13 protein-coding genes and 2 riboswitches are annotated in these 11,195 nt (G+C 71.6%); of the genes, 6 read left to right on the forward strand and 7 right to left on the reverse strand.

Translation table 11 applies throughout. The features are described from left to right. Window positions 1-85: 85 nt before the first annotated feature. On the forward strand, window positions 86-454 hold the full coding sequence (locus tag ACF1B9_RS15735) for a tetratricopeptide repeat protein (protein ID WP_391743746.1): 369 nt from the start codon (window positions 86-88) through the stop codon (window positions 452-454). A gap of 15 nt (window positions 455-469) precedes the next feature. On the opposite strand, the gene ACF1B9_RS15740 is transcribed toward ACF1B9_RS15735, so the two are convergent. Continuing rightward, a complete protein-coding gene (locus tag ACF1B9_RS15740; protein WP_391743745.1) occupies window positions 470-637 on the reverse strand; it encodes a hypothetical protein in 168 nt (55 codons plus the stop codon). Window positions 638-693: 56 nt separating this feature from the next. Between ACF1B9_RS15740 and ACF1B9_RS15745 the strand changes: the two genes are divergently transcribed. After that, window positions 694-1,203, forward strand: a complete 510-nt coding sequence (locus ACF1B9_RS15745; protein ID WP_391743744.1) for a GNAT family N-acetyltransferase — start codon at window positions 694-696, stop codon at window positions 1,201-1,203. Window positions 1,204-1,311: 108 nt separating this feature from the next. Here ACF1B9_RS15745 and ACF1B9_RS15750 read toward each other — a convergent pair whose 3' ends face one another. Next, on the reverse strand, window positions 1,312-2,085 hold the full coding sequence (locus ACF1B9_RS15750) for a CbtA family protein (protein ID WP_391743743.1): 774 nt from the start codon (window positions 2,083-2,085) through the stop codon (window positions 1,312-1,314). Window positions 2,086-2,113: 28 nt separating this feature from the next. Further along, complete coding sequence (locus ACF1B9_RS15755; RefSeq protein WP_391743742.1) at window positions 2,114-2,329, reverse strand: CbtB-domain containing protein; 216 nt, start codon at window positions 2,327-2,329, stop codon at window positions 2,114-2,116. A gap of 3 nt (window positions 2,330-2,332) precedes the next feature. Beyond that, window positions 2,333-2,481, reverse strand: a riboswitch (adenosylcobalamin (AdoCbl) riboswitch). A 114-nt stretch (window positions 2,482-2,595) separates the two neighbouring features. Here ACF1B9_RS15755 and ACF1B9_RS15760 point away from each other — a divergent pair. Together ACF1B9_RS15760 and metE are read left to right on the forward strand one after the other, a co-directional pair. Further along, entirely contained in the window at window positions 2,596-3,225 is a 630-nt protein-coding gene (locus tag ACF1B9_RS15760; RefSeq protein WP_391743740.1) for a histidine phosphatase family protein, read from the forward strand. Window positions 3,226-3,250: 25 nt separating this feature from the next. Next, window positions 3,251-3,470: riboswitch (cobalamin riboswitch) on the forward strand. Between the two features lie 165 nt (window positions 3,471-3,635). Then, window positions 3,636-5,960: a 5-methyltetrahydropteroyltriglutamate--homocysteine S-methyltransferase gene (metE, locus tag ACF1B9_RS15765; protein WP_391743738.1), complete on the forward strand. Its 2,325-nt coding sequence runs from the start codon at window positions 3,636-3,638 to the stop codon at window positions 5,958-5,960. Between the two features lie 174 nt (window positions 5,961-6,134). Here metE and ACF1B9_RS15770 read toward each other — a convergent pair whose 3' ends face one another. Beyond that, window positions 6,135-7,577 carry a dihydrolipoyl dehydrogenase family protein gene (locus ACF1B9_RS15770; protein WP_391743736.1) on the reverse strand — a complete coding sequence of 481 codons (1,443 nt, stop codon included), beginning with the start codon at window positions 7,575-7,577 and terminating at the stop codon, window positions 6,135-6,137. Between the two features lie 115 nt (window positions 7,578-7,692). Between ACF1B9_RS15770 and trxA the strand changes: the two genes are divergently transcribed. Beyond that, on the forward strand, window positions 7,693-8,064 hold the full coding sequence (trxA, locus tag ACF1B9_RS15775; RefSeq protein ID WP_351084371.1) for a thioredoxin: 372 nt from the start codon (window positions 7,693-7,695) through the stop codon (window positions 8,062-8,064). 75 nt (window positions 8,065-8,139) lie between these two features. On the opposite strand, the gene ACF1B9_RS15780 is transcribed toward trxA, so the two are convergent. Continuing rightward, window positions 8,140-8,445, reverse strand: a complete 306-nt coding sequence (locus tag ACF1B9_RS15780) for a hypothetical protein (RefSeq protein WP_391743733.1) — start codon at window positions 8,443-8,445, stop codon at window positions 8,140-8,142. Window positions 8,446-8,508: 63 nt separating this feature from the next. Further along, window positions 8,509-9,531 carry a LacI family DNA-binding transcriptional regulator gene (locus tag ACF1B9_RS15785; protein WP_391743732.1) on the reverse strand — a complete coding sequence of 341 codons (1,023 nt, stop codon included), beginning with the start codon at window positions 9,529-9,531 and terminating at the stop codon, window positions 8,509-8,511. 272 nt (window positions 9,532-9,803) lie between these two features. Here ACF1B9_RS15785 and ACF1B9_RS15790 point away from each other — a divergent pair, with 272 nt between their 5' ends. Continuing rightward, window positions 9,804-10,271: a type II toxin-antitoxin system PemK/MazF family toxin gene (locus tag ACF1B9_RS15790; RefSeq protein ID WP_391743730.1), complete on the forward strand. Its 468-nt coding sequence runs from the start codon at window positions 9,804-9,806 to the stop codon at window positions 10,269-10,271. On the opposite strand, the gene ACF1B9_RS15795 is transcribed toward ACF1B9_RS15790, so the two are convergent. Next, a complete protein-coding gene (locus ACF1B9_RS15795; RefSeq protein WP_391743729.1) occupies window positions 10,256-11,092 on the reverse strand; it encodes a TIGR02452 family protein in 837 nt (278 codons plus the stop codon). The genes ACF1B9_RS15790 and ACF1B9_RS15795 overlap by 16 nt on opposite strands. Window positions 11,093-11,195 lie beyond the last annotated feature (103 nt).

Here is an 11,195-nt window from a genome sequence, read left to right on the forward strand (position 1 = left end):
ATGTTCGGGTCAGTGAAGCGTGACCGGGCGCATGGCGCGGTCAGCAGCAGAGCGGGTCCGGGGCGGTCCGTGAAGGAGGAGTCAAGTGAGCGAGACCTATTTCGAGTTCGGCACGGCCGCTGAGCGTTGGGACCGTGCGCAGATGTTCTTCGAGGCGAAGGAGTACATGACTGCGGCCCGGATTCTGGAAGGGCTGGTCGAGGAGGCGCCGGAGCAGGTCTCCCCACGTCTGCTGCTGGCCCGGACCTACTACCACTCGGCGCGGCTCGGCAGGGCCGAGACGGAGCTGCGGGCGGTCCTGGAGCGCGACCCGGTGGAGCCGTACGCCCGGCTGATGCTGGGCCGCACGCTCGAACGCCAGGGTCGGAGCGCGGAGGCGACCGGTCATCTGCGGATGGCGGCGGCGTTCTCCGGGGACTTCGACTTCGACGGTGACCGGAGGGCCGGCGCCTGACGGTCGTGCGGGGTCTCAGCGGTCGTGAGGGGCGTTCGACAGACGGTTCAGCCATTCCGTCAGGAGGGCGCCCTCCGCCGCGGTCGTCGCCGGGTCGGGCAACTGTCGCAGCAGTGCGTTCAGTCGGGCCCCGGTGGCCGGCACCCGGGGCCCGGACGTGGTGACCCCCGTGTCGGCGGACACGCCTCCCGGACAATCCGGATGCCGTGCGCCCGCCCCGCGTGATAGTTCACTCGGTCATGACCGACCTTGAGACTCCCCGCCTCCTCCTCCGCCTGATGAGCGCCTCCGACGCCTTGCAGGTGATGGCCGGCACGCCGGGGGAGGGCGCCCGTTGGGCACCGGGATACCCGCCCGCCGGCGAGATGGCCGCGGCCGAGCGCTTCCTCGACGCCTGCGCGACGACGGGGGATCCGAGCCCCTTCGGCTCGTACGAGATATGTCGCCGTGAGGACTCCCTTGTGATCGGCGGGCTGGGATTCCATGGCGCCCCGGACGAGAACGGGCACGTCACGATCGGCTACGGCCTCGTTCCCTCGGCTCAGGGGAAGGGCTACGCCTCCGAGGCGCTGCGCGCTCTGCTGCTGTTCGCCCGCGAGCAGGGGGTGATCTGTGTCCACGGTGACACCGACCTGGACAACCTCGCGTCGCAGCACGTCATGACAGCCGTCGGCATGCGCCTGGAGAAGGAGGACGCGCAGCTGAAGTACTACCGGGTCGATTGGGGCCGGCAGGGCGAGGAGCAGTGAGTACGCGTCCGTCCGTTTCCCGGTACGGCCGCGTCGGGCAGGACGGCGGAACCCGCCGGGAGGCTCCCGGCGGGTTCCGCTGTCCGCTGGCGGTGAGTGCTACGCCGGTCAGCCGGCCGTGGCGGCGACCCGGTTCGCCGTACCGTCTCCCGTCGCGACGGTGTCGGCCCTCGGCACGAGAAGCCGTTCCGTCAGGTGGCCGAAGACGAGACCGAAGGTCACCCAGAGGGTGGCCTGTACCGCGAGGGTGGCGAGCCGGAACTCCCAGAGCAGGGTGGCCGGGAAATCCCTTCCGACCTCGTTGAACGAGGGCAGGAACGCGTAGGCGCCCCCGATCACGACCGCATAGGCGGCCGATGCGGTGACCGTCGCGTTCCAGTTGCCCAGGCGGGGAGCCAGCCGCTTGCCGAGGATGACGGCGGCGACCGCCAGCAGCACGCTGAGGGCGACCATCAGGAAGAACAGGGCCGTGCGGCGGCCGATGGTGTCGGGGTTGCCGACGGCCGGCGGGTTGGCCGGGTACTTCAGGAACGGCACGATGTACACCGCCAGCAGGGCGGCACCCGCGATCAGGGCGGCCGTGGCCCGGGGGCCGAATCGGCCGATCCGGCCGAGGGCGTAGCAGAAGACGAGGGCGGCGATCCCGCCGATCGCCACACCGAAGACGAGCACACCGGTGGCAAGACCCGCGGTGGACTGCAGGGTGCGGCTGACGAGTTCCTCACCGCCGCCGTGGTCATGGCCGTGCGACTCTTCGAGGGCGATGGCCGCGTCCACCCGGGACTCGCCGAGCAGGTACGCGACGACCAGTGCGAGCGCGCCCGCGGCGAGGCCGGCCAGCATGCCGCGGACGAGCAGGGCTCTGACAGATATGGAGTTCATGAGGTCTTCCCCTGGATCGGACGGAGCGTCAGTGGCAGGGGAAACCGAGGAGGTGGCGACCGTCGTGGACCCACTCGTGGACACCCTCGCCGGAGATGACCGCGGTGGCGCCCTGTTCCGCGCCGACGAAGTACAGCAGTACGAGCATGAGAATGCCGAAGAAGACCGCCCAAGGGGCAATGGACTTCAGGGAGATGGGTGTGATCGCCGGTACGGCGGTGGCGGGGACAGCACTCTGTGCCATGGCAGAACCTCCTGAGGGAACACGCGTCCCGATCGTGGTGCCTGAGACGAAGGTGCTGGGTCTGACTTCCCGTACGGGTACGGGTACACAGTGGCGCGACCGTGCCGGATTCTCACCGGACTTCCGTCACACCTTCGTCATGTTCGTCGGACGATACCCCCTGGGAGCGGACAGGGCCACGGTACCGTCGGCGGGGCCGCAACGCCCGCGTGCCATGGTGGGCGCACGCGAGAGGCGAGGCCACAGTTCAGGGAGTAGACCGGGCCATGACGGTACAGCTGATGTTGATCTCACCGGCGCTCAACGCCGCGCTGCGCGAGGCCCGCATGGACGACGATGCCCCGCTGGACGCGGCCGGGGCCCGGCGGGCCCGTGCCGCCGCCGCGGCGGTGCCACCGGCCGACCGGTATGTGCGAGGGCCGTCCGAACGGTGTGCCGGGACCGCCGACGCGCTGGGGTTGCGCGCCGGGCCCGAACCCGCGCTCCGTGGCTGGGACATGGGGCGCTGGAGCGGACGGAGACTGGCCGAGGTGAGCAGCAGCGAGCCGGACGCGGTGTCGCTCTGGATGACCGATCCGTCGGCGGCTCCGCACGGCGGCGAATCGTTGCTGAAGTTCTGCGCCAGGATCGGCGGCCTGCTGGAGGCGCTCGAGTCCGGGGACGGCGAGGAGGGCAGTCGCGTGCTGGCGGTCGTAGAGCCTGCCGTGGTGCGGGCGATGGTCGTATGGGCACTCGCTCTGCCGGCGGAGGCGTTCTGGCGGCTGGATGTCGCCCCGCTCACCCTGACCGGGCTCAGCGGCCGCTCGGGACGGTGGAACCTGCGCTGCGGCCGGCCGCTGTCCCCCGCTCCGCAGGGCCGGCTTCCGCGGTCCGCCACCACTCGCGGGGACAACTGAGGTGCCAGGGGCCGCGGTCAGCGCATAGTCTGATGGCGCAGCTGGTTCGCCCTGTCCGCCAGACAGACGCGTCGCAAGAGGGAACCCGGTGGGAATCCGGGACTGCCCCGCAGCGGTGAGTGGGAACGACCGCCGTCATCAAGCACTGGACCCTGAACGGGCTCCGGGAAGCGACGGCCAGTAGGTGTCTCGTGCGCGAGACGTGCCCGCGAGTCCGAAGACCTGCCAGTGCCCGTGCGCGTCGGACGCGCACGGTGATCCCGGTGACCTCGTGGGCGGGTCGGCGTACGGATCGGGCAGGGCACACGCGCGTCGGCACGACGCCGCGGTTCCGTCCGATCCGTCCTCCCTTCGCGCCTTCGACCCGTCCCGGGGTCGTACCAGGACACACGCTCGCGAAGGAGAGTTCCGTGACCAGCAAGTCCGCAGCCGCGGCAGCCCGGGCCACCGTGTACGGCTGTCCCCGCCAAGGGGCAGACCGGGAACTGAAGAGGGCCGTCGAGGGGTACTGGAAGGGCCGTGTCACCGCGGCCGGTCTGCGGGAGACCGCCGCCGGCCTGCGCCGCGCCAACTGGCTCCGGCTCGTCGACGACGGCATCCACGAGGTCCCGACCGGTGACTTCTCGTATTACGACCACGTACTGGACACCAGCGTGATGGTCGGTGCCGTACCCACCAGGCACCGCGACGCCGTCGAAGCCGACGGGCTGGACGGCTATTTCGCGATGGCACGCGGGACGCAGGACGTGGCGCCGCTCGAAATGACCAAGTGGTTCGACACGAACTACCACTACCTGGTGCCGGAACTCGGTCCCGACACCGTCTTCACCGCCGACTCCGCCAAGCAGGTGGCGGAGTTCGAGGAGGCGCTGGCCCTCGGGCTCAGCCCCCGACCGGTGCTCGTCGGCCCGGTGACGTATCTGTTGCTGGCCAAGCCCGCTCCGGGCATCGCCGCCGACTTCGAACCGCTGACGCTGCTCGACCGACTGCTGCCGGTGTACGCGCAGGTGCTGGCCGATCTGCGCGCGGCCGGCGCCGGGTGGGTGCAGCTCGACGAGCCGGCGCTGGTCCAGGACCGCACCGCGGCGGAGCTCGACGCCACCGCGCACGCCTACCGTTGCCTCGGCGCGCTCGCCGACCGGCCGCGGCTCCTCGTCGCCTCCTACTTCGACCGGCTCGGCGAGGCCCTCGGCGTTCTGGCGAAGGCGCCGGTCGACGGACTCGCGCTCGACTTCACCGGTCCGGCGTCCGCCAATCTGCCGGATCTCGCCGCGGTCGGCGGTCTGCGGGGCAAGCGGCTGGTCGCCGGAGTCGTCGACGGCCGCAACGTGTGGATCAACGACCACCAGCGGTCCCTGGCCACGCTCGGCACCCTGCTCGGTCTGGCCGACCGGGTCGATGTCGCGGCCTCCTGCTCCCTGCTGCACGTTCCCCTCGATGTGAACGCCGAACGCGAACTCGATCCGCAGGTGGCCCGCTGGCTGGCCTTCGCGCGGCAGAAGTCCGCCGAGATCGCCACATTGGCCAAGGGGCTCGCGCAGGGCACGGACACGATCGCCGCCGAACTCGCCGCCAACCGTGCCGATCTGGCCTCGCGCAACCGATCGGCGCTCACCCACGACGCGGCGGTACGGGCACGGACCGCGGCCGTCACGGAGCGCGACGTGCGCCGCGAAACGTCGTATCCGCAGCGGGCTGCGGCACAACGCGAGCGCCTGCGGCTTCCTCCGCTGCCCACGACCACGATCGGTTCGTTCCCCCAGACGTCCCAACTGCGCACCGCACGCGCCGATCTGCGGGCCGGACGCATCGACAGCGCCACGTACGACGGGCGGATCGAGGCCGAGATCCAGGAGGTGCTGGCGTTCCAGGAGAAGGCGGGCATCGATGTGCTGGTGCACGGCGAGCCCGAACGCGACGACATGGTGCAGTACTTCGCCGAGCGGCTCACCGGATACGTCGCCACCCGGCACGGCTGGGTCCAGTCGTACGGCACACGGTATGTCCGGCCGCCGATCCTGGCCGGGGACGTCTCGCGCCCGGAACCGATGACGGTCCGCTGGACGGCGTACGCGCGGTCGCTCACCGATCGTCCGGTCAAGGGCATGCTCACGGGCCCCGTCACCATGCTCGCCTGGTCCTTCGTCCGCGACGACCAGCCGCTCGGCGAGACCGCCCGCCAGGTCGCCCTCGCACTGCGGGACGAGGTGAACGACCTCGAGACCGCGGGTGGTTGCGTGATCCAGGTCGACGAGCCCGCTCTGCGCGAGGCACTGCCGCTGCGGGCCGCCGACCGCGCCGGGTACCTGCGCTGGGCCACGGAGTCGTTCCGGCTGGCCACCAGTGGTGTCCGTCCCGAGACCCAGATCCATACGCACATGTGCTACGCGGAGTTCGGCGACATCCTCCGGGCCATCGCCGACCTGGACGCCGATGTGATCAGTCTGGAGGCGGCCCGCTCCCACATGCGGGTGGCCGACGAGCTGGCATCGGCCGGCTACCCGAGGGAGGTCGGTCCCGGCGTGTACGACATCCACTCCCCGCGGGTGCCGAGCACGGCTGAGGCGGTCGCTCTGCTCCGTAAGGGACTCGAAGCGATTCCGGCCGAACGGCTGTGGGTCAATCCCGACTGCGGTCTGAAGACACGAGGTTGGCCCGAAGTGCGCGCCTCGCTGGAGAACCTGGTCTCGGCGGCCGTCGAGGTACGGGCGACGGTGGCCGGCACCGCCCACTGATCCGCCGCGCGGCCCGGGCCGGGCGCCCGTCCCGGGCCGCGCACAGTACGCCTCCGTGCCCCCCGGCCGTGCCGACGGCGGGGCGACCGTCGCGGGGGCATACCCCGGCCGACGTACGCGCCGCCACCGCAGGGCGCGTACGTCGGCGTATATCGCCCGTGTGCGGGCCGGAGCTCACGCGTCCCGGTACGTCTCCAACAGGCGCAGCCAGATCTCGCTGATCGTCGGATACGAGGGGACGGCGTGCCACAGCCGGGCGATGGGGACCTCGCCCGCGACCGCGACCGTCGCCGAATGCAGCAGTTCACCGATGCCGGGTCCGACGAAGGTGACACCGAGCAGGATCTCCCGGTCGAGGTCCACGATCATGCGGGCACGGCCCCGGTAGCCGTCCGCGTACAGGCCGGAGCCTGCCACCGCGGCGAGGTCGTGGTCGACGGCGCGTACGCGGTGTCCGGCCCGCTCGGCCTCGGCGAGGGTGAGGCCGACCGAGGCCGCCTCGGGGTCAGTGAAGACGACCTGGGGGACGGCCGCGTGGTCGGCGGTGGCGGTGTGGGCACTCCAGCGGTCGGTCTCCCGCAGCGGGTCGCCCGCCGCACGGGCGGCGATCGCGGCGCCCGCGATGCGTGCCTGGTACTTGCCCTGGTGTGTGAGGAGCGCACGGTGGTTGACGTCGCCGACCGCGTAGAGCCAGCTGGTGCCGTCGACGCGGCAGCTGTCGTCGACGGTGAGCCACGAGCCAGGTGTCAGGCCCACCGTTTCGAGGCCGAGGTCATCGGTGCGCGGAGCGCGGCCGGTGGCGAAGAGGATCTCGTCGGCCTCGATGCGTTCACCGTCGTCCAGCTCCACGACGACCGGCCCGTCCGGGGCCGTACGCCGTACGGAGGTGGCGGTGACCCCGGTACGGATGTCGGCGCCCGCCTCCGTCAGCGCCCGCGCGACCAGCTCTCCCGCGAAGGGTTCCATCTTCGGCAGGAGTCCCTTGCCGCGGATCAGCATCGTCACGCGGGCACCGAGGGCCTGCCAGACCGTGGCCATCTCGGTCCCGACCACACCTCCTCCGACGATCACGAGGCGGCCGGGCACCTTCTTGGCGCTCGTCGCCTCCCGGCTGGTCCAGGGACGGGCCCCGTCGACGCCGGGCAGGGCGGGTACGACGGCACGGCTGCCCGTGCACACGGCGACGGCCTGCCGGGCGATGAGCCGGTGCTCCGTGCCGTCGAGGGCGGTGACGGAGACGGCTTTCTCGCCGGTGAGCCGGCCCCGGCCGCGGTAGAGGTCCGCTCCGGTGCCCTCCAGCCAGGCGACCTGCCCGTCGTCCTTCCAGTGCGCGGTCTGGTCGTCGCGGTGGGCGAGGACCGCCGCCGTCTCCAGCGGTCCCCGTACGGCGTCGCTGAGGCCCGGGACACGGCGGGCGTCCGCGCGGGCGACGACGGGGCGCAACAGGGCCTTGCTGGGCATGCAGGCCCAGTACGAGCACTCGCCGCCGACGAGTTCCGTCTCGACGACCGCCGTGCTCAGTCCGGCGGCACGCGCCCGGTCGGCGACGTTCTCACCCACCGGACCCGCTCCGATCACCACGACGTCGTACTCGGTGTTGAGGGAAGCATCTGTCATGAGGACAGTCTGATCGCGGGTGTGGGCGGCGGCCACATGGGCAGGCGGAATAGCGCACGTCCGAGCACCGTTGTGCCGGACAGGTCCGAGCCGGTACAGGAAGAGGTAACAGAGCATGAGCACCGTCGAGCTCACCAAGGAAAACTTCGATCAGGTCGTCAGTGACAACGACTTCGTCCTGATCGACTTCTGGGCTTCCTGGTGCGGCCCGTGCCGGCAGTTCGCGCCGGTCTACGACGCGGCTTCGGAGCGCCACGACGACCTGGTCTTCGCCAAGGTCGACACGGAGGCGCAGCAGGAGCTGGCGGCGGCCTTCGAGATCCGCTCCATTCCCACGCTGATGATCGTCCGGGACAATGTGGCCGTGTTCGCACAGCCCGGCGCCTTGCCGGAGGCCGCGCTGGAGGACGTCATCGGCCAGGCCAGGAAACTGGACATGGACGAGGTCCGCAAGTCCATCGAGGAGCAGCAGAAGGAGCAGAAGTAGGCTCCGCGCGCGCAGAAGCGGGGTGAGGGGCCCGGTCGACTGCCGGGCCCCTCACCACGGCCGGAAGCGGTCCGGTCAGCCGTCCGCGTCGATCTCGGCGTCGTTCCGGTTGTTCTTCCCGGCACCCTGCTCCTTGATCCGGACCGAGAGGCCGTAGTCCAGCTCGGCACCGTCGACCAGCAGGGCCTCGACCGTGTGGGTCGTCGTGTCGATGTCCGCCACGATGCCTTCGCCCGCATACCGGGGGTAGCCCGATGCCCCCGTCTCTCCGGTCGCCGCCACGACCGCCGAACGGATGGCACCGCCGGGCTCGACGGCGTCGGTGGTGTCCTCGGCGAATTCGGGGACCAGCAGGATCTCGTAACTCTGCGGATGGCTCATGGTCCTGACGCTAGGCAAGTGGCGCGTGGTGCGCACGTTGCCGCTCCGTGCGGATCCGGCTCCTCAGCTGGACTCGCGGTGGACGGCTCCGGCCCGCAACAGGTCGTACCGCGCAGGGACGCCGCCGGGGTGGCGCACCAACCGGTCCACGAGGTCCGCGAGCGGCTCCGCCGTGGCCAGCTCCATCCGCACGGTGCTGAGCCGGGGCCGAAGCAGTCTGCCGAGCATCAGGTCCTCGGCACCGACCACGGCCGCCTCGCGGGGCACCTCGACACCCGTGTCCTGAAGGGCCCGCATCAGAAGCATCGCGTACTCGTCGTTGTACGCGAACACGGCGTCGAGGCCCAAGGTGCGCCAGCGGGCGGCCAGCCGGGCGGCGGACTCCTCCTCGTACCGCAGCGGCAGCGGTTCGATACGGGCTCCGTGGCTCCGTGCCGCCTGTCGGGCCCCGGCCAGCCGGGGCTCGGCGAACAGGCCGAGACCGGATTCCTCCGGCATGACCACGCCGATGCGACGCCTGCCGCGCTCCAGCAGATGTCCGATCGCCCGGACGCCGACCTCCCGCTGGTCCATGACCAGCGCGTGGGCACCGTCCACCGGCCGCGGGCCGAGCGTGATGACGGCCTTGGCTCCCGATCGCCTGAGTACCGCTATGCCTTGCGGGGTGAGGGCGATCGTGCCGGGCACGATGACGGCGACGGGGCGGAGTTCGGCCCAGACGCGGGGCGCGTCGTCGGCGTCCAGGCTCGTACTGCCGTACTGGACCACGGTGTAGTCCAGGCGTCGCAGCCCTGATTCCAACTCGTGGAAGAAGTGCTGCTGGAGCGGCCCGGCCGGGAGGTTCACGGTGGGCAGCAACACCATGCGGGTGTGCCCGGCACGCAGGCTGCGGGCCGCCGCGTGCGGTACGTAGCCGAGTTCGGTGGCCGCCGCCCTGACCCGGCGGCGGGTGGTCTCGCTGATCCGTACGGTCGCGTTGTTGTTCAGGACGTACGACACGGTGGCCCGCGAGACCCCTGCGAGGCGTGCCACATCGGCACTGGTCGGAACGGGGCCTTCGGTGGGCTGCTTCGGTAACTGGCTCATGGCGTCGGGCAGTCTTCCAGACTCGTGCCCCATGGGTACGCCCCGGGGCACGGATGACCTCTTGATGACGGGGCGAGGCGGGGCGACGGCTTGCCGGACCGGCCTGCCGCCCCTCGGCCGCGGGCGGTGCTTCCCGGTGACGGGCGATCAGCACGGCGGTGGTGACGGTGCGTCCGGCGCGGGCGAGACTTGCGCCGGTCACGGTCCGGGCCCGGTGTCCGCACCCCGGACCCGCGCCATGGGTCGGGCCGTGCAGGTCCTACGGTGGGGGCATGACCCTTCAGCACCGTGACGACAGCACCGACGGTACGGCCGAGTTCCCCGGCCGTACCGGCCCGACGGCGACGTGTGAGGCCGAGCCGCACGAGGTGGGCCCGGTCCGCACCTCGTACGCCCCCGACCGGGACGGCGATCCCGACCCCGGCGAGATCGTCTGGACATGGGTCCCGTTCGAGGAGAACGACGGGCGCGGCAAGGACCGCCCCGTGCTGGTCGTGGCCCGCGAGGCGGCGGGCACCCTGCTGGCCGTACAGCTGTCGAGCAAGCAGCACGACCGGGACCGCGAGTGGGTGGCGCTCGGGGCCGGACCCTGGGACAGCTCGGGCCGCCCGTCCTGGGCCGATCTGGACCGGGTGCTGCGGGTGCACGAGGACGGGATGCGGCGTGAGGCGTGTGCGCTGGACCGGACCCGGTTCGATCTGGTCACCGACCGCCTGCGGGAGCGCTACGGCTGGCACTGACCGCCGAACGTCCGGGTGAAGGCGGACCGGGTGGCGGATTCGGGGCCGCGGTCGAGGATGCCGAAGACGATCTGCTCGAAGTGCCCGTCGAACCGGCCGCCGTCGAGGAGCAATGCCCGGAACGCACCGGCCACCTGCGCCGGATCGTTGCGGAACACACCGCACCCCCAGGCGCCCAGCACGAGTCTGCGGTACCCGCGCACGGCCGCGACCTCCAGCACCCGTTCGGCCCGGGAGGCGAGCGCGGCGGGGATGCGGTGGGCCTCCTCGGGGGTGCGGCTGCGGATGACCCCGGCGTTGGGCGCCGGGGAGGTGAGGAAGCCCGCGGTGTACGGGGTGTCGAGCAGCCGGCCCCGATCGTCGCGGAACACCGGCACACCGGGGGAATGAATCACCCGATCGGTGTAGAAGGCGCTGCGTTCGGCGCGGTGGTGGGCGTAGTACTCGGGGGCGCGCAGCAGCGTGGCGTACAGGGCCGAGCCCCGGCACAGGGCCTCCTCCTGGGCCTGCGCGCCGTTGAGGTATCCGCCTCCGGGATTGCGGGCGGAGGCGTAGTTCAGAACAGCGACCTTGCCCGGCCCTTCGGCGGTCATCCGGCGCGCCGCGCACAGGCTGCTCTCATCGGTGACCTCGACGACCGGCGTGCGGTCGGAGTCGAGAGCCGCGACCGGCACCGGCTCGGGCCCGTGCAGCCTGGTCCCCGAGAGCGCGGCGGTCAGCGCGCGCTCGATGCTCACCTCACGCCCCTCCTGCGTGCGGTAGCGGCCGGCCGCCACGATGGCCTCGGTCTCTCGCGCGATGCCGCGCAGCCGCGCGCTCATCGGTACTCCCCCGTGTGGTGCATACGGGGCATGCTCGGCGCTCCAGCGGCATGGATGCAACCGAATTTATGACGCACAGGGGCACTCTTGTGCGATCCCCTCG

This window comes from Streptomyces sp. NPDC014727, assembly GCF_043083485.1.
In the GTDB taxonomy this organism is placed as follows: domain Bacteria; phylum Actinomycetota; class Actinomycetes; order Streptomycetales; family Streptomycetaceae; genus Streptomyces.

Bases quoted from the DNA above. Each gene is read 5' to 3' on its own strand.
- ACF1B9_RS15755 (WP_391743742.1), bottom strand. From the start codon at position 2,329: ATGGCACAGAGTGCTGTCCCCGCCACCGCCGTACCGGCGATCACACCC.
- ACF1B9_RS15770 (WP_391743736.1), bottom strand. From the start codon at position 7,577: ATGACAGATGCTTCCCTCAACACCGAGTACGACGTCGTGGTGATCGGA.
- ACF1B9_RS15760 (WP_391743740.1), top strand. From the start codon at position 2,596: ATGACGGTACAGCTGATGTTGATCTCACCGGCGCTCAACGCCGCGCTG.
- ACF1B9_RS15745 (WP_391743744.1), top strand. From the start codon at position 694: ATGACCGACCTTGAGACTCCCCGCCTCCTCCTCCGCCTGATGAGCGCC.
- ACF1B9_RS15780 (WP_391743733.1), bottom strand. From the start codon at position 8,445: ATGAGCCATCCGCAGAGTTACGAGATCCTGCTGGTCCCCGAATTCGCC.
- ACF1B9_RS15790 (WP_391743730.1), top strand. From the start codon at position 9,804: ATGACCCTTCAGCACCGTGACGACAGCACCGACGGTACGGCCGAGTTC.
- trxA (WP_351084371.1), top strand. From the start codon at position 7,693: ATGAGCACCGTCGAGCTCACCAAGGAAAACTTCGATCAGGTCGTCAGT.
- ACF1B9_RS15795 (WP_391743729.1), bottom strand. From the start codon at position 11,092: ATGAGCGCGCGGCTGCGCGGCATCGCGCGAGAGACCGAGGCCATCGTG.
- ACF1B9_RS15750 (WP_391743743.1), bottom strand. From the start codon at position 2,085: ATGAACTCCATATCTGTCAGAGCCCTGCTCGTCCGCGGCATGCTGGCC.
- ACF1B9_RS15785 (WP_391743732.1), bottom strand. From the start codon at position 9,531: ATGAGCCAGTTACCGAAGCAGCCCACCGAAGGCCCCGTTCCGACCAGT.